We start from the raw sequence: 22,486 nt of genomic DNA, 5'->3' as shown, positions 1-22,486 counted from the left end.
ATGGTCCTTCCCTCCCACGGGGGCGCGGTCCACGCCCCGGTCGCCATCACGGGCATGGCGGTGCTGCTGCCCGGCGCACCCGACCTGGCGACGTACTGGCACAACCTCACGGCCGGCGTCGACGTGATCGGCGAGGTGCCCGCGGGGCGTTGGGACCGCGACTACTACCACCCGGGCAGCGCCTCGGAACCGGCCGCGGCCGACCGGGTGTACTGCCGCCGGGGCGGCTTCGTCGACGCCGTCGCGGAGGTCGACGTCACCCGGTTCGGGATCATGCCGCACTCCGTGCCCGGCACCGAGCCGGACCAGTTGATCGCCCTGCACGTCGCGGCGAGCGCCCTCGCGGACGCGGGCGGCGTCGAACGGCTGCCCGACCGTGACCGGGTCGGGATCGTGCTGGGGCGCGGCGGCTACCTCACGCCGGGGCTGGTCCGCCTCGACCAGCGCGTCCGGACGGCGCGGCAGCTCGTGCGGACGCTCGGCGATCTCGTGCCCGGTCTGGACGCGGAGCAACTGGAGCGGGTGCGGGCGGCGTTCACCGACCGGCTCGGTCCCGACCGGCCGGAGGACGCCATCGGTCTGGTGCCCAACCTGGCCGCGTCCCGGGTCGCGAACCGGCTCGACCTGCGGGGACCGGCCTACACCGTGGACGCCGCGTGTGCCTCGTCGCTGCTCGCCGTGGACCAGGCCGTCTCCGCGCTCGTCTCCGGGCGGTGCGACGTGATGCTGGCCGGGGGTGTGCACCACTGCCACGACATCACGTTGTGGAGCGTCTTCTCACAGTTGCGTGCGCTCTCCCCCAGCGAGCGCATCCGGCCCTTCCACCGGGGCGCCGACGGCATCCTCATCGGTGAGGGGACCGGCGTGGTGGTGCTCAAGCGCCTCGCCGACGCCGAGCGGGACGGCGACCGCGTGTACGCCGTGATCCGGGGCACCGGTGTCAGCAGCGACGGTCGCGCCTCCGGGTTGGTCAATCCCGACCCCGCCGGGCAGAGCCGGGCGGTGAGGGCCGCCTGGCGGGCCGCCGGGCTCGATCCCGCCGAGCGGGGCTCCCTCGGGCTGCTGGAGGCGCACGGTACGGCCACTCCGGCCGGTGACGCCGCCGAACTTGCCACGTTGCGGGACGTGTTCGGTCCGGAGCCGGCGTCCGGTGCGGATCCGGCGGACCGGGCGGTGATCGGTTCGGTGAAGTCGATGATCGGGCACGCGATGCCCGCGGCCGGGGTCGCCGGTCTGGTCAAGGCCGCGCTGGCCGTGCACCACGGCGTCCTGTTGCCCACCCTGCACTGTGAGGAGCCGCACCCGGCGCTGGCCGGTACCCGCTTCCGTCCGCTGGCGGAGGCGGCGCCCTGGGAGAGCGCGTCCGGGCGGCCGCGCCGCGCCGCCGTGAACGCGTTCGGCTTCGGCGGGATCAACGCGCACGTCGTCCTCGAACAGGCCCCCGGCGGCGTCGGGTCCTCCGCGGCGGTGCCCGCCGCCCCGGCGGCCCGCCGGGCGGTGGTCAGGGAGGGCGAACGGGTGCTCCTCCTGGGTGCGGCGACGGTCGAGGCCCTGGCGGTACTGCTCGACGCCCCCGACCCGGCGCCGGCCCCGGACTCCGGCGGGCCCGTACGGCTGGGCATTGTCGGTCCCACGCCGAAACGGCTCGCGCTGGCCCGCCGCGTGGTCGCCAAGGGCGAGGCGTGGCAGGGCCGCAACGACGTCTTCTTCAGCCCGCGTCCGCTCCTCGGGGGTGGGACGGGGGGCCGCACGGCGTTCCTCTTCCCCGGTCTGGAAGGCGAGTTCGCGCCGCGGGTCGATGACATCGCCGACCACTTCGGGCTGCCCCGGCCGGCCCTGGCCGCGCCGGACTCCGGGGCCGCGCCGGACTCCGGCGGCGGGGCCGAAGCGCCCCCGGACACCCCGCGCGGTCCGGTCCGTGACGGGCTCGGCCGGCACGGGCTCGGTGTCGTCGCCGTCGGGAGGCTGCTCGACACGGCGCTGCGCCGCATCGGGGTCGTGCCCGATGCCGTCGCCGGCCACAGCGTCGGCGAATGGACGGCGATGGCCGTCGGCGGGGTGTACGAGGAGGCGGCCGTGGACGCCTTCATGGCGGCCCTGGATCCGGAGGCGGTTCGGGCCGCGGACCTCGCGTACGCCGCCGTGGGCGCGCACGCGGACCGGGTGGCCCTGGTTCTGGCCGGTGGTGGGCACCCGTCGGTCGTCCTCTCCCACGACAACGCCCCGAACCAGTCGATGGTGTGCGGGCCCCCGGACGCCGTGGAGGCGTTCGCGGCGGGATTGCGCGCCGAGGGGGTCCTCGTCCGCGTCCTGCCGTTCCGGTCCGGTTTCCACACCCCGATGTTCGAACCGTGGCTGGAGCCCTTCAGGGAGGCCGCCGAGCGGATGCGGCTGCGGACCCCGCACGTCCCCGTCTGGTCGGGGACCACTGCGGCCCCCTTCCCGCCGGAGGAGGCCGCCGTCCGGGCCCTGTTCGTCCGCCACCTCCTCGAACCGGTCCGCTTCCGGGCCCTGACGGAGGCCCTGTACGGGGCCGGATTCCGCGCGTTCGTGCAGGCCGGTCCCGGGCAGCTGGGCTCGCTCGTCGGTGACACCCTGGCCGGCCGTGACCACCTGGTCGTCGCCGCGAACTCCCCGCACCGCACGGGCCTGGCACAGCTCCGCCGGGTGGCGACCGCGCTGTGGACCGCCGGGGCGCCGACCGATCCCCGGGTGCTGGACGGTTCCGGGCCGGCGGGCCCGGCCGGCCCGCCGGCCGCACCCGGGTCCGGGCCGGCCACGTCCGGCCCCGCGCCCTCCCGGGCGGCGGTCCGGCCGGGCGTCCGCCTGGACCTGGGCGGTGCTCTGGTGGGCCTGCCGGCGGATCCCGCGCTCGTCGCGGCGCTGTCCCGCGATCCGGCCGCCGCCCTCGCACCGGCCGCGGCCGCCTCGCCGATGGCGGCCGAGCTGACGGCCCTGCTCCGCGAGACCGCGCGGACCGCCGCGACCCTGATCGCCGCGGCGGGCACGGCCCACCCTGCCGGTTCGAGGCGCCCTGCGGCCCCGCCGGTCCCGGAACCCGACCGCTCCGCCCGGCCCTCGCCCCGCCGCGCGGAACCCGCCGGGCCACCGGCGGCGCCCGCGGTCGACGGTTCCGCGGCCGTGCGTCAGGAGATCGTCCGGGTCGGCGCGGACCGGATGCCGTACCTGCTCGACCACTGCTTCTTCCCGCAGCGCGCCGGCTGGCCCGACGTCGCCGACCGGTGGCCCGTGGTGCCCGCCACCACCATCGTGGCGCACCTGATGGCGGCGGCCGAGCGCTCCGCACCGGGTCGCGTGGCCGTGGCGGTGCACGAGGCGTGCTTCGACCGGTGGCTCACGGCCGCCGAACCCGTGGACGTGCCCGTCACCGTGACGCCGCGGGGGCCGGACCGGGTCGCGGTGTCGTTCGGCCCGGACGCCCGCGCCGTGGTGGAGCTCGCCGACCGGCACCCCCAGGCGCCCCCCGCCCCGGAGCCTCCCGACCCGGACTCCGAGCGCGCGCCGGCGCACACCGCCGAGCAGGTCTACGGCGAGCGGTGGATGTTCCACGGCCCGGCGTACCGGGGCATGACCCGGCTGTCCGGGATCGGCGACCGGCACGTGCGCGCCACGTTGACCACCCCGCCCGCGCCCGGCGCGCTGCTGGACAACGTGGGACAGGTGCTCGGCTACTGGATCATGGCGACGCACACCGACCGCACCGTGGTCTTCCCGGTCCGGATGCGGCACATGAGCTTCTTCGGCCCGCATCCGGCGCCCGGCACACCGGTGGAGTGCGTGATCCGGATCGTGTCCCTGACGGACGCGGCGCTCGAAGCGGACGCGGTGCTCACCGTCGCCGGCCGGGTGTGGGCGCGGCTGTCCGGCTGGCAGGACCGTCGCTTCGACAACGACCCCACCACCCGGCCCGTCGAGCGGTTCCCGGACCGCAACACCCTCTCCGCCGCCCGCCCCGGCGGCTGGTCGCTGGTGTACGAGCGCTGGCCCGACCTGGCCTCCCGGGAGCTGATCATGCGCAACGCGCTGGGCGGCCCGGAACGTTCGGCGTACGCCGAACGGCCGCCACGGGGTCGCCGGCAGTGGTTGCTGGGCCGGATCGCGGCGAAGGACGCGGTGCGCCACCTGCTCTGGGAGGGCGGCGAGGGGCCCGTCTATCCGGCCGAGCTCCTCGTTCGCAACGAGGCGTCGGGCCGGCCGTACGTCACCGGGCGCCACGGCCGGGAGCTGCCGTCGCTGGAGGTGTCGATCGCGCACCGCGGCGAGGCCGGTGTCGCCATCGCCCGGCTCCGCCCGGGGCGCGCGGACGACGGCGCGGACGGCGGCGCCGGAACCGGTGGCCGCGGTGACGGGAACCGCTCGGGTACCGGGGGCGGCCGGGGTGGTCCCGGCATCGATATCGAGGAGATCGTCGAGCCGGCCGCGGCGACCGTCGCCACCGCGCTCTCCACGGCCGAACGGGCGCTGCTGGCCGCCCTGTCCGTCGGCGACGGGGAGTCACCGGCGGTGTGGTTCACCCGTTTCTGGGCCGCGAAGGAGGCCGTCGCCAAGGCGGAGGGCACCGGTCTGGGCGGCCGGCCGCGGGACTTCGAGGTGACGGCCGCCCGGGCGGACCGGCTGACCGTGACCGTGCGTCCGCCGGACGCGCCTGCCGGCCCGCACGCGACCGTCCGCACGTACCGGGTGAGTTGCGAGCGGGTCGCGAACCCGCCCGGACTGCCGCCGCGCTCGTACGTCGTGGCCTGGACCGACGGCCCGGACCCGGACCTGCCCGGAGCGGGCACCATCCGCAACGAAGGGAACCAGACGTGACCACCACCCGGCCCGGCGGAGCCGTGCCCACCGACTCCGCGCACGCCCACCCCGATCCCACGCCCGCCGACCCCGTGCGGGCCGACGAGGCGTCGGTCCTCGCCGATCTGACGGTCATGATCGAGCAGGTCCTCGGGGAATACGGTCTCGACGACATCGAGATCGGGATGGACACGAGGTTCGGTCGCGACCTCGAACTGGAGAGCATCGACCTGGTCACGCTCGCCGGCCTGCTGGAGGACCGCTACGGCCGCCTGGTCAACTTCGCCGAGTTCGTGGCCTCCATGGAGCTGGAGGAGATCATCGAGCTCAGCGCGGGCCGGCTCGTCGAGTACGTCTGCCTGTGCCTGAAGGCCGCGGGACGGGACTGAGCCATGGCCATCGTCGACACCGGTGACGTCCGGTTGCACGTGCAGCGCCTGTCGGCCCGGCCCGGTGCCCCGGGCGCGGCCCCGGAGGCGGACGCCACCGTCGTGCTGCTCCACGGTCTGCTCACGGACAGCCTGGCCAGCTACTACTTCACCGTCGCCCCGGCCTTCGCGGCGGCCGGTCTGGACGTCATCATGTACGACCACCGCGGCCACGGTCGCAGCGGGCGGCCGGAACGGGGTTACACGCTCGGGGCGTTCGTCGACGACCTGGACGCCCTCCTGGACCGGCTCGACGTACGGACGCCGGTGCACCTGGTGGGCAACTCGTACGGCGGCACGGTCGCGTTCGGCCTGGCACTGCGCCGGCCGGAGCGGGTGGCCGGCATGGTGGTCATCGAGTCGGAGCCGGCCACCGCGGCCTGGGCGGTCAAGCTCGCCGGGCTGCTGGAACGGGTCCGCCACGAGATGGACGTGAACGAGGACGCGGCCCTCGACTGGATCGCCACCCACCACGGCGGCCACACCGCCCGGTTGGCGAAGTCCGCCGGACGGCTCGTGCGCGACACCACCCTCGCCCGGGACATCCCGGCGAGCGCGGTCCTGGGCGACGACGACATCCGCGCGATCGACTGCCCGGTGCTCGCCGTCTACGGCGCCGATTCCGACCTGGCGGCCCAGGCACCCCGCATGCGGTCGTTGCTCCCGCACTGCGCGACGGAGCTGCTGCCCGGCCACCGGCACTCGGTCCTGGTGGAGGCGCCCGGCCGGGTCCGCGATCTCGTCCTGGACTGGGTCGGCCGGCATGCCCGGCCGACCGTGGGACCCCGGGTGCGTGCCCGGTGAGCCGCTTCCTGTTCGTGGTGCCGCCACTGGTCGGCCACATCAACCCGGCCGTGGGCGTCGCCGCCGCGCTCGTCTCCCGGGGCCACCGGGTGGCGTGGGCGGGCGAACCCGCTCTCGTACGCCGTCTCGCGGGACCGGACGCCGTCGTCCATCCTTGTCCGCCGCCCGGTGCGGGCCGGGGCCCGGACGGGGAGCCGGCCGCCGCCAGGCCCGCGGACATCCGGGGGCCCGAGGCGCTGCGGTTCCTGTGGGAGCGTTTCCTCGTACCGCTCGCCGAGGCGATGGCCCCCGGGGTGCGGCAGGCCGTCGACGCCTTCCGGCCGGACGTGGTCGTCGCCGACCAGCAGGCACTGGCCGGGGCGCTGGTCGCCGAGGACCTGCGGCTCCCGTGGGCCACCTCGGCGACGACCTCGGCCGAGTTCACGGACGTCCTGGCGGCCATGCCCCGGGTCGCCGCCTGGAACGAGGCCCTGCTGCGTGGTCTGCGCGCCCGGATCGGCGATCCCGCGGGCAGCGGCGACCCTCGGTTCTCCCCGCACCTCGTCCTCGCGTTCAGTACCCCGGAGCTGGCCGGTCCGGTCGTGCGGGGCGGTGACCGGGTGCGCTGGGTCGGACCGTCGCTGACGGCCCGACCCTCCGCCCCCTTCCCATGGGAGCGGCTCGATCCGGGGCGCTCGCTGGTCCTGGTCACCCTGGGGACCGCGAACACGGATGCTGGGGCGCGCTTCCTGGACCGGGCGGCGCAGGCGCTGCGGGCCCGGGCCGACCGGGTGCAGGCGGTGGTGGTGGACCCCGAGGGCGTGCTCGGGGCCGGGTCGGGTCCCGGATCCGGTCCCGCGGACCGGGATGTCATCGCCCTGCCCGTGGTCCCCCAGTTGGAGTTGCTCGCCCGTACCGACGCCGTCGTCTGCCACGCGGGGCACAACACCGTGTGCGAGGCCCTGTGGCACGGCGTCCCCCTGGTGGTCGCGCCGATCCGCGACGACCAGCCCGTGGTGGCCGGGCAGGTGGCCGACGCCGGGGCGGGCGTACGGATCCGCTTCGCGCGGGCCGGCGCAGAAACCATCGGAGCGGCCGTCGACACCGTCCTGCGGGACCCGCGCCCGCGCGCGGCGGCCCGTACGGTCTCGCGGGCCTTCCGCGGCGCGGGCGGCGCCCCCGAGGCCGCCCGTCATCTGGAACGACTGGCCGACGGCCGGAAGGACGAGACATGAGCTCCGCATCCCGCAAGGCCCGTACCCTCCGGGTGGCCGCGCTGCGCGCCGCCTACCGCGAGGAACTGGCAGAGGGCACCGGTGTCTTCTTCGCGCCGCGCGCCCACCGGTGTCCCTGGTGCGGATCGGCCCGGCTCGGCGGGCACCTGCGCACCACCGACCTGTTCCAGCACAAGCCGGGCGACTTCGCACTCGACCGCTGCCACGACTGCGGGCACCTCTTCCAGAACCCGCGGCTGAACGAGCGCGGGCTCGCCTTCTACTACCGCGACTTCTACGACGGCCTCGGCGAGGAACGGCTCGGCGGCGTGTTCGGCGGGCGCACCGGGTCCTACCGGTCCCGGGCGCGGTCCGTGCGACCGCACCTGGTGGGACCCGCCGAGTGGCTGGACGTCGGTACCGGACACGGCCACTTCTGCGAGAGCGCCCGCGAGGAGCTTCCCGCGGTGACCTTCGACGGGCTCGACCGTTCGGACGGCGCGGAGCTCGCGGAGCGGGCGGGGCGGGTGCGCGTGGGACGCCGCGGGTCGTTCCCCGAGTTGGCCGACCGGCTGCCCGGCTCGTACGACGTGGTGAGCATGTTCCACTACCTGGAGCACTGCGACGTCCCCCAGCGCGAACTGGACGCCGCCCGCTCGGTGTTGCGGCCGGGCGGGCTGCTGGTGATCGACGTGCCGGATCCCGAGAGCCGGTTCGCGCGGCTCCTGGGCCGCTGGTGGCTGCCGTGGCTCCAGCCGCAGCACCTGCACCTCGCTCCGGTGGCCAACCTGCGCCGGCGGCTGGAGGAGACCGGTTTCACGGTCCTGGCCGAGGAACACGTGGAGCCGCACGATCCGGTGGACCTGGTGGCCGCCGCGTGGGTGGCGCTGGACTCGGTCGCCCCGCGCGAGGACCTGCCGTGGCTGGTCCCGGTGCCCGGGGCCTGGCACCGGTCGCTGCGTACCGCGGTGCTCCTCGCCGGGGTACCCCTGCTGCTGGCGGCGACAGCCCTGGACCGGCTGGCCGCGGGACCACTGGCGGGCAGGCTGCGGCTGACGAACGCGTACCGACTGATCGCGAGGCGCGAGGAGTAGCACCGTCGGGGGGCGGGTCCGGGGGCGTCCCCGGGTCGTCAGTCGGCAGTGGTCGGCGCGTCGTACAGGTCACGGTAGGAGGGGAAGCAACCGCCCGGTCCGTCGAAGCCCTCCGCGGCGCGCACCGCGCGGACGATGGCACGGGTCACGGCGTCCGCGGCTGCCGCCAGGACCGTGTTCATGACGGCGACGTCGGGTATCGCCACGTCGCCGGTGGCCAGGGCGAACGTCGTGTCCCCGTCGTTCATCAGGTGCACCGGCCGTATCGCCCGGGCGAATCCGTCGTGGGCGCAGCCCGCCATTTTCCGGGCCTGTGCCTTCGAGAGCGCGGCGTCCGTCGCCACCACCGCGAGGGTGGTGTTGAGGGGGGCCGCGCCGGCGACGTCGTGCCGGCGACGGGCCTCCGTCCCGGCGCGGGCCCGGTCGAGGCGCCGCCGCGCCGCGGCATGGGCCGGAGCCGACGGGTGGTCGACGGCCCGCCCTTCGAACAACTCGCCGTACAGCACGCCGGTTTCGGGGTCCAGCACGGATCCCACCGCGTTGACGACGACCAGCGCCCCCACGGTGATCCCCGAGCTCAGCCGGATCGCCGAGGAGCCCACCCCGCCGCGCAGACCTCCCGCGACCGCGCCCGTACCGGCTCCGACCGACCCCTCCTCGACGGGGGCGCCCGGTGCCGTGCGGGACGCCGACTCCACGGCCGCCCGCCCCAGTGCGGCATCGGGTCGAGCCCGGAAGTCCCCGCCGCGGCCCAGGTCGAACAGGGCCGCAGCGGGCACGACCGGCACCACCTCTCCGACACCGGAGCCGACCCGGTATCCCCGGTCCTGTTCCTCCAGCCAGCCCATCACCCCGTGCACGCTCGCCAATCCGTAGGCGCTCCCGCCGGTCAGGACGACGGCCTCGACGCGCTGCACGAGGTTGCGCGGGTCCAACGCGTCGGTCTCGTGGGTCCCCGGTCCCCCACCGCGTACGTCCACGCCGGCGACGGCGCCGCCGCGCGGCGCCAGCACCACGGTCGTACCCGACAGCGCGCCGGCGCCCGCGAGTCGCGCATGGCCCACCCGTATGCCGCGCACGCTCGTGATCGCGTCCGTTCCCGAAGCGATTCCGTCGGCCTCCATACCTCTGGCATACCACCGCGCCCCGCTCCCGGGCGACCCCCCTCGCCCGACCATTCCCGGGCGGCTCTCACCACGGCGGGTCTGCGGTCCTCCCGGCCGGCCCGATCCGTTCTGGTCCGGCCCGCTTGCCGCGCGTACCGTTCGCAGTTCGTTCTTCGACCACCGGATCGGACTGAAGCGATCGTGCGTTTTCCACGAAACCGCGCCGCCTCCGTGGCGTTCGTTCTCGCCGCGGCGACCGTCCTGGGCGTCGCAGGCCCGTTCACGGCGACCTTCGACAACCCGGTCTGCCGGGCCGTCTCCCTCATCTTCTCGGGTGGGTGGGCGTGGGCCTGCTTCGCCTTCCTGGTGGGGTCTTCACGGCGCTCCTGGATCGGCGCGACCGCGCTGGCGTCCTCGTCACTGGCACTGGCCGTGGTCCTGTACTACGTCTTCAAGTTCTGTTTCCCGACGACCGCCACCGGCCTGCCCGGATATTCCGGTTCGGTGGACGATCTGGTGTCCAAGACCATCGTGTGGGGAGCGGCGGCCTTCATTCTCGGGGGCCCTGTGGGATTGTTCGGGAATCTCGCACGCGCACCCGGTATCGCCGGCATCCCCTTCCGGTTGCTCATCCCGTTGACCGCCTTCTTCGAGGCCTCCGTCCGGTTGCGAACGGAGGCTCCCGCGCTGGGTTCGACCATCGTGATCACGTGGCACGTGGTCCGCGTCGCGGCGGGAGTCGCTTTCGTGGCCGTGCTGGTCCACGGGCTCGTGGCGTGGCGCTCACGCCGTCGCCGGTGGGACCGGCAGGAGCGGTGGGACCGGCAGCACGCGGGTGTGGACGTCCCCGGCCGGCGTCGTGCGCCGTGACGGCCCCGCCGGCGGGCACGATGGGTCCGTCGGTTCCGCCGGTGGTTCCCGCGCCGCGCGCCGGGCGCTCAGCGCGTGGCGCTACGGTGTTCGGCGTTCAACCGCCGGGCTTCCTGGAGTTGGTCTTCGAGGATGACGATGCGACAGGCGGCCTCGATGGGGGTGCCCTGGTCGACGAGCTCGCGGGCACGGGCGGCGATGCGCAGCTGGTAGCGGGAGTAGCGCCGGTGGCCGCCCGCGGAGCGGAGCGGGGTGATGAGGCGGGCTTCGCCTATGGCGCGGAGGAAGCCCTGGGTCGTGTCGAGCATCTCGGCGGCCCGGCCCATGGTGAAGGCGGGGTAGTCATCGTCGTCGAGACGGTCGTAGGAAGCGTCTGCTGTCATTCGCACCTCTTCGTGGAACGCGTCGAGGGGCCTTGGTGCCGTACCGGCACCAAGGCCCCGAAGGAACTGCTACACCATCCGTCGGCTGCAACGCTGCGCCGACCTTCTGTTTCCGCCGCCCCTGGCCGAACACTGCCGGGCGTGCGGGGATCGCGAATGAGAGACCGGAGACCACCTGCCTATCGATGTCCTGCGGTACCCGGACCTCGTACCGACCGTCCGGGCGATCCTGATGGCGCTCAATCCCTCCGTTCTCCTCCTGGACCGATCATGTGCCGCGGACGACTGCCTCGGCGGTTCATCCCGCCAGGCTTCGTCGATCTCGGCCACGGGAGAAACCATAGTTACCGGGCAAGTGAATGTCTACCGTGACGGGGATAGATTTTCGTGATCATGGCAGTGAGGTAGTCGCTGCTCGCCACTGTTCGGTTCCACGGCGGTGATCGCCCGGTGGGCATCGGACGGGTGGCCCGTGGACGGCGATCGGCGGGCCCGTGGCCCGGGTGAGGGGCGTGGATGCACCATGGGTGCATGAACATGTCCGCGCCCCCGGCCCGCAGCCTGCGGGAGCGGATCGGCGCGGGGCTGTTCGGCAAGGTGGCCGGCCCGTCCGGTCCTGCCCATCGCGCCCGGATCCACGGCGCTCCCGGGCCCCGCTGGTTCGGGCCCGAGCGGCCCATCCGCACCGTCCACGGCGACGCCTCGATGTTCATCGGCGGCCTGAGCGCGCTGCTCCTCCAGTCGCTGCATCCGCTCGCGATGGCAGCCGTCGCCGCCCATTCGGGCTTCCGCGGCGATCCCTGGGGTCGGCTCCAGCGCACCAGCACCTTCCTCGCCGTGACCACGTACGGGGCCGCCGACGACGCACAGGAGGCGGTGGAGCGGGTCCGGGCCGTCCACGGGGGCATCCGCGGGACGACGTCCTGCGGCGAGCCGTACCACGCCGCCGACCCGCACCTCCTCGGGTGGGTGCACGTGGCGGAGGTGGACAGCTTCCTCCGCGCCCATCAACGCTTCGGCGCCCGTCCGTTGGACGCGGAGGGCTGCGACGGCTACCTCGCCGACGCGGCGCGCGTCGCCCGCGCGCTCGGCGTCCCGGACCCGCCCTGCGATCGGGCGGAGCTCGCCGCGCGGCTGGCGGCGTACCGGCCCGAGCTGCGGGTCACCCCGGAGGCCCGCGAGGCGGCGCGGTTCATCCTGCGCGAGCCCCCGCTGCCGTGGCCCTTCAGAGTGCCGTACGCCGTCCTCGCCGCGAACGCGGTCTCCCTGCTGCCCCCGTGGGCCCGCGTCCCCCTCGGCCTGCCCCACGCCCCCCGCGTCGAGCGGCTCTGCGTCCGCCCCGGAGGACTCGCCCTGACCAAGGCCATCCGCTGGGCCATGACCCCGCCGCCCGACCCGTAGGGTCGGGCGGCGCCGGGGATCGTCACCACCGGCCACCGCTCGGACGTCCACTCGGCCGCCGGTCGGTCACCGCTCGGACGTCGCGAGGATCCCCCGCGGGTCGAAGGTGACCCTGATCCGGGTGATCCTGCCGTTCTCCACGTGGGTCCAGTTGGCCGTCGGGGTGGGCGGCGCGCCGGTGGTGTGCAGGTCGAACCAGGTGATGACGTCGTCGCCGTTCGCCACCCGCGCGTGCACCTCGACGCGTTCCAGGATCCGCCCCAGACCGCGCAGGCCGGCGAGGCAGTCCTCGACGCCGGAGGCGCGGCCGAGCGTGCCGACGAACTCGACGTCGTCGGCCAGGAGCCCGCGCAGGGTGTCGAAGTCACCCGCCTGCCAGGCGGCGAAGTAGGTCTCGGAAATCCGTGTCGGAGTCGTCATGCGTCCATGGTCCCCGAGGCCGCCGCCATCCGTCCAATGGATGGTTCCGATGATCAGTATCATCACTACTCATGGAAATCCATCAGCTTCGGTACCTCGCGGCGGTGGTGGACGAAGGCACGTTCACGGCTGCGGCGGCACGGCTCCACGTCAGCCAGTCCGGCATCAGCACCCAGGTGGGCAAGCTCGAACGGGAACTGGGCCAGCGACTCCTGGAGCGCTCGGGCCGCAGGGTACGGCTCACGGCCGCGGGCGAAGCGGTGCTGCCGCTCGCCCGGGAGGCGCTGGCGACGCTCGACGGCATCGCGCACACGGCGGCCGAATTCGCCCATGCCGTCCGCGGACGGGTCCGCCTGGGCATGATCGCGGGCTGCTCGATCCCCGGCTTCCTCGACGCCGTGGCCGAGATCGGGAGCGCCCACCCCGGCATCGTCCTCAGCCTGCACGAGGACGACTCGCGCGCCCTGCGCTCCCAGGTCCTCGCGCGTTCCCTCGATCTCGCCCTGGTCGCGTTCGCGGGCCGGCCCGAAGCCGATCTGGACGTCGAGGTCTTCGTCGACGAGCCGATCGCCGTCGTGGTGCCCGAGGGGCACCGGCTCGACCGGACCCCGGTACGGCTGGCCGACGTGCAGGAGCAGAGGGTGCTGTGCCTGCCGCACGGTACGGGCATCCGGGAGGCCTACGAGCGGTCGTGTCTGCGGGTGGGGATCGAGCCGCGTGTCGACATCGAGGCCGGCTCCCCGCAGACGCTGCTCGGACTGGCTCGACGGGGCGCCGGGGTCGCCGTCCTCAGCCCGTCCTCGGGGGCCGCCGAGGGCACACGCGCCGTGGTCATCGCGGACGCGGGGACGCGGGCCTGCCTCGGCCTGGCCGTCCGGCCGGACCTGCGCTCCCCTGCCGCCCGCCTCGCGCTGGCCCGACTACGCGACGCCCTCGTGCCCTGAGCCCGCCCCCCGGGCCACGGCGAGGCGCCCCCGGCGAGCCCCGCGGTGACCCGGCGGCCTCACAGGAACCTACGGATGGGGGTGACGGCCAGTTCGCGCAGCCGCTGGACCGGGGTGCGGCGGCTCCAGCGTGCCTCGTCGATGCGCTCGCTGACCCGGAGGTCCTCGTCGAAGTGGGCGTCGAGGGTGGCCGTGAAGTCCTCGTCCAGGACCGCGAGCATGACCTCTTCGTCGTGGTCGAGGGAACGGCGGTTGAAGTTGGTGGATCCCGTCAGCGCGAGGATCCGGTCGACGGTGATGACCTTGGCGTGCATCATCGTCGGCTGGTACTGGAAGATCCTCACCCCGGCGGCGAGCAGGTCGGCGTAGAAGTGCTGCCCGGCCAGTTGGCAGACGCGCTTGTCCGTGTGGGGGCCGGGGAGCAGGATCTCCACCTCGACCCCGCGGCGGGCCGCGGCGCACAGCAGCTCGATGAAGTAGGCGTCCGGCGCGAAGTAGGCGGTGGTGAGGCGGAAGCGGTGCTGGGCGGACTCGATGGCGACGCGCATCAGCGTCTGCATGTCCTGCCAGCCGAAGCTGGCCGAACCGCGGACCACCTGGACGACCGCCCCGCCGCGCGGGGTGTGCTCGGTGAAGCGGTCCCGGTCGTCGAAGAGGGTGTCGTGGCACTCGGCCCAGTTCTGGGCGAAGGCCGCCGCGATTCCGTCCACGGCCGGTCCCCGCACCTGGACGTGGGTGTCGCGCCATTCGTCCGCGTTCCGAGCGTTGCCGCACCATTCCTCGGCGATGCCGACGCCGCCGGTGAAGGCCGTCTCCTCGTCGACCACCAACACCTTGCGGTGGCAGCGGTGGTTCTGCTTGAGGGGCGAGAGGTGGAGCGGCTTGCGGAACCAGGTCACCTCCGCGCCTGCTTCCTCCATCAGGTTCAGCAGGTCCTGTTCGATGAGCCGGCTGCCGAAGCCGTCCAGCAGCAGCCGCACCCGGACGCCGTGACGGGCCCGGTCGGCGAGGGCCTCGGCGAAGCGCTGGGCTATCTCCCCCCGCCAGTACACGAACGTCATCATGTCGATGGTGTGCTCGGCGGCGCTGATGGCGGAGAGCATGCCTTCGAAGATCTCGTCCCCGTTGCGCAGGACGACGAGGGAGTTGCCCTCGGTGGCGGCGATGCCGATCAGTCTTTCGAGGCGGCGGCGCATCCGCTGCTTCGCCTCGTCCGACTCGACGGCGGGCGCGATCGACACCTCGACTCCTTCTGATTCGCTGCGCGTACTCGTCATCAATCCACCTCATAGATCGCCGGGGCTCGCACCCCCGAACATTTGTCCGGCGCAGGGGCGAGCCGACTTTACACATATCGCGGCGCCGCTGGTGGCGCCTCGGAATCGTGGGCCCGTCGGCGCCGCCACGGGTGTCCGCATGCGGGCGCCGGTCGCTCAACCGGGTCGGGCCCGGGACAGATCGGGCCGGATGCGGCTCCACGGCGGTCCGCTCCGGGCGGCCGGACCGTTCAGGAGTCGTGGGTTCCGCTTGGCCGTGCACAACAGGGGTAGGCGCCAGCCGTGTCCGGCCCCGTACCGGGCACGGATCCAAGGAGCGCCTTCATGATCCTCATCCTCGGACTCATCATTCTGGTGGTCGCCGCCCTCGTGGGACTGATCGGAATCTTCGGCAATCTCGGGTCGGGCCACGGTCTCGACACCGGCGGTGACTTCTCGATCCTCGGTTACCACGCCACCGGCTCGACCGGATCCCTGTTCCTGATCGGAATCATCGTGGGAGCCGCGGCCCTCCTGGGCCTGGCCCTGGTGATGGTCGGTGCGCGCCGTGCGGCACGCCGCTCCGCGCGTTCCCGACGGGAGCTCGACGCGTCCCGGCGCGAGGCCGCGGTGGTCGACCGCGAGCGCGACGATCTGATCAAGCAACGCGACGATGCCCGCGCCGGGACGGCCCTGCCGGTCGATCGGCCCGACGCCCTCCCCCCGACCGGTGGGTCGGTGGCCGACGCTCCGCGTCGCCGCGGCCACTGGTTCGGCCACCGGACCTCCCCCCACTGACGCCCCCGGACCCCGACGCTCCTGTCGGGCGGGCCCTCCGGCGGCCGGATCCCCGTTCTCGTGCCCTCACCGCGCGGGCAGGGGCGTGCGCAGGGCACTGCGCCCCTGGTCCCAGGCGCCGCGGATGTGGAGGGCGAGGCGGTCCTCCAGGAGCAACGTCGCGGCGCAGCCGAACGCGACGTCCGCTTCGAGTTCCGGTTCGTCGCCGAGGAGGCCACCGATGACCTCGTGGCGCACGACCTGTTCGTGGACCGCGTCGGCCTCCACGTGTTCGGCGTAGAAGCGCTCCGCGGCCGGACCGGCCCCACAGCGTCGCATGGCGTTGGCCAGACGCCTGGAGCCCGGCGACGAGGTGACCTCGACGCAGGCGAAGTGGCCGACGAGCGCTCCGCGCAGCGCCCGGTGCAGGCCGAACAGGGACATCAGGTTCACGGTGGCGAGCAGCGGGGCCGGGCACTGGTCCAGGTGGCGGCCGTAGGCGGGGTCCAGGCCCAGGTCGGTCATGAGTTCCGCGAAGAGCCGCGCGTGGACGCGGTCGGCCCTACCGGCGCCGAACTCGTCGTACTCGATGGCCACCATGGCGGCCTTGGCCCGTCCGGTGAGCCTGGGGATCACCCAGGCGTGGGGGTCCGCCTCCATGAGGTGGTAGAGGGAGCGCAGAGCCGCGTACTCGCGCAACTGCCAGAGCTCGCCCTCGGTTTCGAGGTATCGGCTGAGGCTGCCGGAGAGGTCCACCGGTTCGACGAGCAGCGGGGCGAAGGCTTCCTCGACCGAGCGGGGGGTGTCGGACAGTTCGTCGCGCAGGGCGTGCAGGAAGCGGTCCTCCATGGCCTGTCGCAACCGGAGCAGATCGGGGTCCCATTCCCGTTCGTCGTCCACGCCGTCGAAGCCCCGGTAGTGCAGTGCGTAGAGGAGGTGGAGGGCGAGTTGGAGGTCCTCGCCCCACGGGTCGGCCTCCCGTACGGCGTCGGCGTCGTGGGCCGGGGCGCCGCCGCTCCGGAGGGCCTCGATCACGGCCCGGGACAGCACTCCCCGGCCCTCGACGAGGTGGGGGCCGGCGGCGGTCACCGTCGTCGTGCTCGGGGCGGGAGGGGTCATCACGGGTTCCTGTCCTCGGGGGTCGCGGCGGCGCGCTCGCGCCGCCGGTGGCTGGTGTCGCACCAGGGGTACGTGCGGCTGCGGCGGCAGGTGCACACGGCGACCCGGAAGCGGTCGGACCGGGCGATGGTCCCGTCGTCCAGGACGATCTCGACCGGCCCCTCGACCAGGACCGGCCCCTGGGGGTCCACGGACACCCGGCGGGCCCGCGCGTCGGCGGGAACCTCGCGCGGGGCGTCCTCGCGGGTACCGCGGGGGACGCCGTCAGAGGTACTGGGCACGGATCACCACCAGCTCTTCCCATTCCTCGGCCGGGGCCGCGAGGCCCTGCCGTTCCAGCCAGGCGCGCCGGGTGCGCAGGACGGGGCCCCACGGCACGGTCGCCTTCACCGTGACCTCCGCGACCAGCCCCGTGCCGGTCAGCCGGTCCACGGTCTCCTGCGCCCCGCACATCGCCGAGTGCACCATCAACAGGGCGCCTCCCGGACGCAGCAGGTCCCGGGCGCCCCCACAGATCCGGTCGATGACCGCTCGCCCGTCGGGGCCTGCGTCCCAGGCCCGCTCCGGACCGCGCGTCGGCACCCGGGGCCGGGGGGCGGGGACGTACGGGGGGTTGCTGACCACCAGGTCGAAGCGGTGGCCCGCGGTCCGTTCCTCGAAGTCCCCGTGCAGTACGCGTAGCGCGAGCCGCCGGCGCAGGGCGTTCAGCCGCGCCGTCGCCACCGCGGGCCAAGCGATGTCGACCGCCGTGACCTGTGCTCCCCTGGCGGCGGCGTGCAGGGCGAGTGCCCCGGTGCCGGTGCCGATCTCCAGAACGCCCGTGCGGGGTCCCACGTCCTCCTGGGCGAGCGCTTCGGCGAGGAGCCGGGTGTCCGCCTGCGGTTGGTAGACCCCGGGAAGTGCCAGCAGTCCGGTGGGGAGCGTGGCCGAGGTCAGAGCCGTACGGGGCACCGCTTACCTCCGGGTTCGGGCGCTGCCCGCTGATCGGGCCGCGTCGATGGGCGACACCCTGCGACTGCCCTTCGAAGGGCGCCTCACCCGGACACCCTTCGCTCTTCGGAGGAACAGACGAAGACGGGGCCCGGTCCCTGTGGTTCCCGCAGGTCGTGGGGTGCCGTCACAGCCAACCGTTGCGTCGGAACGTGCGGTGGAGGAGGCCCGACGCCACGGCCATGAGGCCGACGGCGAGGGGGTAGCCGTAGCTCCAACGGAGTTCCGGCATGTGTTCGAAGTTCATTCCGTAGACGCCGGCGACCATCGTGGGGACCGCGAAGATCGCGGCCCAGGCGGATATGCGGCGCATGTCGTCGTTCTGCCAGGTGCCCACGCGGGCCTGTTGCGCGTCGAGGACCGAGTTGAGCAGTTCGTCCAGGGTCCGCACCTCGGTGTCGGTGCGGTGCAGGTGGTCGGCCACGTCCCGGAAGTACGGGAGGACTTTCGGGGGGCGGTCCTCCTCGCCCAACCCGCTCAGCAGGCCCGGCAGTACCGGGACCAGCGGTTGGACGGCGTCGCGGAACTCGCGGACCTCTCGTTTCAGGGAGTAGATGTCCTCGGTGTGGTCGACGCGGGAGGACGAGAACACGCGGTCCTCCAACCGGTTGAGGGCGGCCCGCACCGTGTCGGCCGCCTCGCTGTAGGCGTCGACGACGACGTCCAGGACGGCGTGCACCACCGAGAGGGGACCGAACCGCAGCATGGACGGGTCCGCCTCCAGCCGGCGGGCCGCCTCCGCCGCCGGGTCCACCGCACCGTGGCTGACGGTGAGGACGTAACGGGGACCGACGAAGAGCATCAACTCGCCGGTCTCCACCGCCTGTTCCTCCTCGACGTACCAGAGGGTCTTCAGTGCGACGGCCAGCACGTCGCCGAACCGCTCGCGCTTCGGCCGTTGGTGGGCCTGGACCGCGTCCTCGACGGCCAAGGGATGCAGGCCCAGTTCCTCCGCCAACTGGACGAGTTCGTCCTCGGCCGGGTCGACCATCCGCACCCAGCCGAACTCGCCGTCGCCCAAACCGCGCAGGCGCTTCAACACCTGCCGGCAGGCCTCGTCGTCGAGGCCGCACTCGACGGTCCGCGACTGCCCCGACCGCTCCTCGTACACCACGCATTCCATGGACAGCGCCTGCTTCAAAGCAGCGGATTCATGCGCTCACGTGAGCAGCTCGGCGGTGACGTCCCGCACAGGGCGTCGCGTCCGCCCCCTCCCGACGTTCCCCTGCTCCCGACGTTCCCCTCCGGGCGGCGGAGCACGACCCGCGTCGGGGCCCGTCCCCCGCCGCCCGCCGCTCAGGTGCGGAGCCGGAGTCCGATCTCCTGTTCCTGGTCGCCCGATACGGCGCCCGTGTCCTCGACCGTGAAGTGACCGGCGAGGGCGGCCTTCACCCGCTCGACCGCACGGGGCCCTCCCTGAAGGGTGACGCTGACCGTGTCCGTGAGCCGAACGGGCTGTGCCCGCTCCTCCGTCGGCTTCGCCGCGTCGAGGGTCGCGCTCCAGACGGTCGCCGTGTGACCGGCCCCGGCGGACCGGCCGGCGCCGGACTCCGCGGAGAAGGAGTGTTCGAGCAGGTCGAGGACGGCGTGTGCGTCCTCCGGGGAACAGTCACCGACCGTCACTCCCACTTCGGCCGCCGGGCCGTCCTTGTCCTGGCTGGTCATCGGGTGCCACCTCTCTCGTGCCATGTCGTGCCGTGCGATGTCGTGCCGTGCCATTTCGTGTCGTGGTCGATGCGCGTTCCGGAGAATCGGTGCCGGGCTCGGAGCCGATCCTCGGCCGAAGGTGGAGCCGTGGCAGGGGTCCGCCCCGCCTTCCGGGCCGGGCACCTCCACGCTCACACAGGGGCTCGCTCCGTGCACCACGGGGTGGGCGGGGGGGATCAGGCGGGCCCGCGCTTCGCGCCGCGCACGGCCGTCTTGTCGAACGGCCCGTCGAGCGACGGGGCTGCGGCCTCCGCGGAACCGGGCGCCGCGGCCAGGACCACGCGGGGCAGGGCGTCCGGGTGCTTCTCCGTGAGCCAGCCGATCAGCTGTTCCCGGACCGCGCAGCGGACCGTCCACAGGTCGTCGGCGTCCTTGGCCGTGACGATCGCGCGCACCACCATGGTGGAGGGGGTCGTCTCGGTGACGGCGACGTCCCAACCCCGGCCGTCCCACTCCGGGCAGTGGTTCAGGATCTCGTGCACCTTGTCGCGCATGAGGTCCACCGGTGCGGAGTGGTCGCAGTGGAAGAAGACGGTGCCGGTCATCTGGACGCCGCCCCGGGACCAGTTCTCGAAGGGCCGGGTGGTGAAGTACGAGACGGGCATCGTGATCCGGCGCTCGTCCCAGGTCCGCACGGCGAGGAAGGTCAGCGTGACATCCTCCACCACCCCCCATTCACCGGCCACCACGACCGTGTCCCCGATACGGACCATGTCGCCGAACGCGATCTGGAATCCGGCGAAGAGGTTGCCGAGGGTGGACTGGGCCGCGACGCCGGCCACGATGCCGATGATTCCGGCGGAGGCGAGCATCGACGTGCCGAGCGCGCGGAAGCTCGGGAAGGTGAGCAGCATCGCGGCGATGGCCACGACGGCCACCACGACCGTCACGACCCGCATGATCAGTGTGACCTGGGTGCGGACGCGCCGGACCCGGGCCGGGTCACGGGTGCTGGTCGCGTAGCGGGCGTACGCCGACTCCACGACGGCGGAGGCCACGGCCACGATCAGCCAGGCGCCGGCGCCTATCAGGGTGAGCGAGAGGACGCGGCCCACCGCGTCGGCGTTGTCCTGCAACGGTGGCCAGGCGATCTGCCGGTACGCGCCGCGGAGCAGGGCGGCGAGCAGCACGATCTGCACGGCGCGGCGGCAGCGGCGCAGCAGGTTCCACAGGGGGGTTTCGGGGTGGCGCGCGTCGGCTCGGCGCAGCAGCAGGTCGACGGCCCAGCCGGCCACGAAGGTCAGCAGGAGCGAGCCCCCCAGGACGGTCAGCAGGCGAAGAGCGCTGTTCATATCTCCTCAGCGGATGTAGACGGCAGGGATCTCACGCGCTTGCCCCGTCGAGTGGAGCCGACACCGGGGGTCCTGCCCCGGCGGCCGGGCGGGCCGGCGTCGGCGCGCCCGGAGCGCGGCCCGTTCGCGCGCGGGCGCTCGGGCGCGGGACGCGTGGGCCCGTGTCCCGCGGGCGCGGCGGGATGCCGGCGGGAGAAGGTCCGGGGGCCCGGGGCGAAGTCCGCGCAAGTTTTTTCTCGCCCCCTGTTTGGGCCTCCGGATCCGGGCCATACGGGTCGATGTCGGCGAGTCACCGTTCGAGCGGGGCGGCGAGTCGCCGAGATCGGCGGTCGCACGCCGGTGTCCCATCCCCCCGGGCGCCGCGTGCGGCCGCCGTCCTGCGTTCCGGTGCTCCTACGACCCACCGGTACGCCTGACCTGGGCCGGAGCCCGACGACCCGTGCATGCGGCGCACCGGGGCGGGTAGCCGGGCCTTGAAAGGCCCTCAGGGCGGCGGTTCGCACCGCACCGCCTGTGGCGGGCCGCCGACGACACGGAAGGGGTGCGCATGTCGCACGTCGAGGAGTACGTGGAGGTCAACGTCCCCGTACGCACGGCCTACAACCAGTGGACGCAGTTCGACGCGTTCCCGGCCTTCATGGAAGGCGTGGAAAGGGTCGACCAGCGCACCGACACCCTCACCCACTGGGTGACGAACGTGAACGGGGTGCACCGCGAGTTCGACGCGCAGATCACCGATCAGCACCCGGACCGGCGCGTCGCGTGGATGACGGTGGACGGTGAGCCGCGTCAGGCCGGGATGGTCACCTTCCAACCGATCGACGCGGGCACCACCAAGGTTGTCCTGCACATGACGTGGATACCGGAGGGGGCGGCCGAGAACGTCGCCGACAAGCTCGGCATCGTCAAGCGCCAGGTCGCCGGCGATCTGAAGCGCTTCAAGGTGTTCATCGAGTCGCGCGGCACCGAAACGGGCGCCTGGCGGGGCGAGGTCCGACCGGGATGAGAAACGAAATCGTGGACACGGGCCGGCGGACCGCTTCGCGCGGCGGTCGCGGTCGGGAGGTCACCGCGCGCTGCGGTCTCGTGGCGCGCGGCGTGCTGTACGCGCTGATCGGGCTGCTGGCCCTGCGCGTGGCCCTCGGTGACGGGGGTCAGGAGGCCGACCGGCAGGGCGCCCTCCAGGAGCTGGCGGGCAAACCCTTCGGGAGCGTCCTCATCTGGGCCGTCGGCATCGGACTCATCGGGATGATGCTGTGGCGCCTGTCCGAGGCGCTGTTCGGCGCGGCCGGACCCGACGGCGGAAAGGCGACGAAGCGGCTCGCCTCCGCGGGCCGGACGGTCATCTACGCGGTCATGGCGTTCTCCGTGCTGTCGTTCGCCGCGGGCTCCGGCGGGAGCTCCGGGGACCAGGAGTCCCGGGACGTGACGGCCAAGGCGCTGGACCTGCCGGCCGGCCAGTGGCTGGTGGGGGCGGTCGGCGTCGGGATCGGCGTCGCGGGCGTGGTCATCGCGGTCCAGGCGATCCGGCGCAGTTTCCTCAAGCACCTCTCCATGAGCGGCGTGTCGCAAAAGGTGCGCAAGGCCGTCACCTTCGTCGGGGTGGCCGGTGGTTCGGCCCGGGGCACCCTGTTCGCCGCGGTCGGTGGCTTCATCGTGTTCGCGGCGGTGCGCTACGACCCGTCGCAGGCCAAGGGCACGGACGACACACTGAGGTCGTTCACCCAGACGGCGGCGGGGCCGTGGCTGCTGGTCGCCGTCGCCATCGGTCTGATGCTCTTCGGGGTGTTCTCCTGGGCCATGGCCCGGTGGCGCGAGGTCTGATTCCGAGCAGGCGGCACGGGCGCGGCCGGCGACTCCCCCGGCCGGCGTCCGCCGATCGACACACCC

General features: G+C 73.7%; 21 protein-coding genes. 11 read left to right on the top strand and 10 right to left on the bottom strand.

Annotated elements, in window-relative coordinates; all coding sequences use genetic code 11:
• The 5 genes from ACZ58N_RS24015 to ACZ58N_RS23995 all read left to right on the top strand — a co-directional run bounded on the left by ACZ58N_RS24015 (position 1) and on the right by ACZ58N_RS23995 (position 8,331).
• Positions 1-4,830 carry a beta-ketoacyl synthase N-terminal-like domain-containing protein gene (locus ACZ58N_RS24015; RefSeq protein ID WP_471163390.1) on the top strand — a complete coding sequence of 1,610 codons (4,830 nt, stop codon included), beginning with the start codon at positions 1-3 and terminating at the stop codon, positions 4,828-4,830.
• Between the two features lie 116 nt (positions 4,831-4,946).
• Positions 4,947-5,201, top strand: coding sequence for a phosphopantetheine-binding protein (locus ACZ58N_RS24010; RefSeq protein WP_471163615.1), 255 nt, complete (start codon positions 4,947-4,949; stop codon positions 5,199-5,201).
• A gap of 3 nt (positions 5,202-5,204) precedes the next feature.
• Positions 5,205-6,044: an alpha/beta fold hydrolase gene (locus ACZ58N_RS24005; RefSeq protein WP_471163389.1), complete on the top strand. Its 840-nt coding sequence runs from the start codon at positions 5,205-5,207 to the stop codon at positions 6,042-6,044.
• Entirely contained in the window at positions 6,041-7,258 is a 1,218-nt protein-coding gene (locus ACZ58N_RS24000) for a glycosyltransferase (protein ID WP_471163385.1), read from the top strand. The genes ACZ58N_RS24005 and ACZ58N_RS24000 overlap by 4 nt, the downstream gene beginning before the upstream one ends.
• Positions 7,255-8,331, top strand: coding sequence for a class I SAM-dependent methyltransferase (locus tag ACZ58N_RS23995; protein ID WP_471163382.1), 1,077 nt, complete (start codon positions 7,255-7,257; stop codon positions 8,329-8,331). The genes ACZ58N_RS24000 and ACZ58N_RS23995 overlap by 4 nt, the downstream gene beginning before the upstream one ends.
• Positions 8,332-8,369: 38 nt before the next feature.
• Here ACZ58N_RS23995 and ACZ58N_RS23990 read toward each other — a convergent pair whose 3' ends face one another.
• Positions 8,370-9,455 (bottom strand): P1 family peptidase, encoded by a 1,086-nt coding sequence (locus ACZ58N_RS23990; RefSeq protein WP_471163379.1) that lies wholly within the window; start codon positions 9,453-9,455, stop codon positions 8,370-8,372.
• Positions 9,456-9,638: 183 nt separating this feature from the next.
• Between ACZ58N_RS23990 and ACZ58N_RS23985 the strand changes: the two genes are divergently transcribed.
• Positions 9,639-10,307 (top strand): hypothetical protein, encoded by a 669-nt coding sequence (locus tag ACZ58N_RS23985; RefSeq protein ID WP_471163376.1) that lies wholly within the window; start codon positions 9,639-9,641, stop codon positions 10,305-10,307.
• A 68-nt stretch (positions 10,308-10,375) separates the two neighbouring features.
• On the opposite strand, the gene ACZ58N_RS23980 is transcribed toward ACZ58N_RS23985, so the two are convergent.
• Positions 10,376-10,690 carry a MerR family transcriptional regulator gene (locus ACZ58N_RS23980; protein WP_471163373.1) on the bottom strand — a complete coding sequence of 105 codons (315 nt, stop codon included), beginning with the start codon at positions 10,688-10,690 and terminating at the stop codon, positions 10,376-10,378.
• 531 nt (positions 10,691-11,221) lie between these two features.
• Between ACZ58N_RS23980 and ACZ58N_RS23975 the strand changes: the two genes are divergently transcribed.
• The gene (locus ACZ58N_RS23975; RefSeq protein WP_471163370.1) at positions 11,222-12,091 is read left to right on the top strand and encodes an oxygenase MpaB family protein; all 870 of its coding nucleotides are present in this window, start codon (positions 11,222-11,224) and stop codon (positions 12,089-12,091) included.
• A gap of 66 nt (positions 12,092-12,157) precedes the next feature.
• Here the strand turns inward: ACZ58N_RS23975 and ACZ58N_RS23970 are convergent, their stop codons facing one another.
• On the bottom strand, positions 12,158-12,511 hold the full coding sequence (locus tag ACZ58N_RS23970; protein ID WP_471163368.1) for a nuclear transport factor 2 family protein: 354 nt from the start codon (positions 12,509-12,511) through the stop codon (positions 12,158-12,160).
• Positions 12,512-12,582: 71 nt separating this feature from the next.
• Between ACZ58N_RS23970 and ACZ58N_RS23965 the strand changes: the two genes are divergently transcribed.
• Positions 12,583-13,455, top strand: coding sequence for a LysR family transcriptional regulator (locus tag ACZ58N_RS23965; protein ID WP_471163365.1), 873 nt, complete (start codon positions 12,583-12,585; stop codon positions 13,453-13,455).
• A gap of 59 nt (positions 13,456-13,514) precedes the next feature.
• Here the strand turns inward: ACZ58N_RS23965 and ACZ58N_RS23960 are convergent, their stop codons facing one another.
• Positions 13,515-14,651: a phospholipase D-like domain-containing protein gene (locus ACZ58N_RS23960; RefSeq protein WP_471163613.1), complete on the bottom strand. Its 1,137-nt coding sequence runs from the start codon at positions 14,649-14,651 to the stop codon at positions 13,515-13,517.
• A 405-nt stretch (positions 14,652-15,056) separates the two neighbouring features.
• Here ACZ58N_RS23960 and ACZ58N_RS23955 point away from each other — a divergent pair, with 405 nt between their 5' ends.
• Positions 15,057-15,509, top strand: coding sequence for a hypothetical protein (locus tag ACZ58N_RS23955; protein ID WP_471163362.1), 453 nt, complete (start codon positions 15,057-15,059; stop codon positions 15,507-15,509).
• 66 nt (positions 15,510-15,575) lie between these two features.
• On the opposite strand, the gene ACZ58N_RS23950 is transcribed toward ACZ58N_RS23955, so the two are convergent.
• The 6 genes from ACZ58N_RS23950 to ACZ58N_RS23925 form a co-directional block, all read right to left on the bottom strand.
• A complete protein-coding gene (locus tag ACZ58N_RS23950) occupies positions 15,576-16,607 on the bottom strand; it encodes an iron-containing redox enzyme family protein (RefSeq protein ID WP_471163359.1) in 1,032 nt (343 codons plus the stop codon).
• On the bottom strand, positions 16,607-16,804 hold the full coding sequence (locus ACZ58N_RS23945; RefSeq protein ID WP_471163611.1) for a CDGSH iron-sulfur domain-containing protein: 198 nt from the start codon (positions 16,802-16,804) through the stop codon (positions 16,607-16,609). The genes ACZ58N_RS23950 and ACZ58N_RS23945 overlap by 1 nt, the downstream gene beginning before the upstream one ends.
• Before the next feature lie 67 nt (positions 16,805-16,871).
• Complete coding sequence (locus ACZ58N_RS23940) at positions 16,872-17,543, bottom strand: HemK2/MTQ2 family protein methyltransferase (protein WP_471163609.1); 672 nt, start codon at positions 17,541-17,543, stop codon at positions 16,872-16,874.
• A 181-nt stretch (positions 17,544-17,724) separates the two neighbouring features.
• A complete protein-coding gene (locus ACZ58N_RS23935) occupies positions 17,725-18,738 on the bottom strand; it encodes a magnesium and cobalt transport protein CorA (protein ID WP_471163356.1) in 1,014 nt (337 codons plus the stop codon).
• A 155-nt stretch (positions 18,739-18,893) separates the two neighbouring features.
• On the bottom strand, positions 18,894-19,262 hold the full coding sequence (locus ACZ58N_RS23930; RefSeq protein WP_471163354.1) for a hypothetical protein: 369 nt from the start codon (positions 19,260-19,262) through the stop codon (positions 18,894-18,896).
• Positions 19,263-19,480: 218 nt separating this feature from the next.
• On the bottom strand, positions 19,481-20,596 hold the full coding sequence (locus ACZ58N_RS23925) for a mechanosensitive ion channel family protein (RefSeq protein WP_471163352.1): 1,116 nt from the start codon (positions 20,594-20,596) through the stop codon (positions 19,481-19,483).
• Between the two features lie 547 nt (positions 20,597-21,143).
• Between ACZ58N_RS23925 and ACZ58N_RS23920 the strand changes: the two genes are divergently transcribed.
• Entirely contained in the window at positions 21,144-21,602 is a 459-nt protein-coding gene (locus ACZ58N_RS23920) for an SRPBCC family protein (protein WP_471163351.1), read from the top strand.
• Positions 21,599-22,420, top strand: a complete 822-nt coding sequence (locus ACZ58N_RS23915) for a DUF1206 domain-containing protein (protein ID WP_471163349.1) — start codon at positions 21,599-21,601, stop codon at positions 22,418-22,420. The genes ACZ58N_RS23920 and ACZ58N_RS23915 overlap by 4 nt, the downstream gene beginning before the upstream one ends.
• The last annotated feature ends 66 nt before the right edge of the window (positions 22,421-22,486 follow it).

This window comes from Streptomyces sp. NPDC040432 (genome assembly GCF_055595445.1).
Note: the sequence above shows the minus strand (reverse complement) of the source record. Positions and strands in the feature narration are given on the sequence as shown.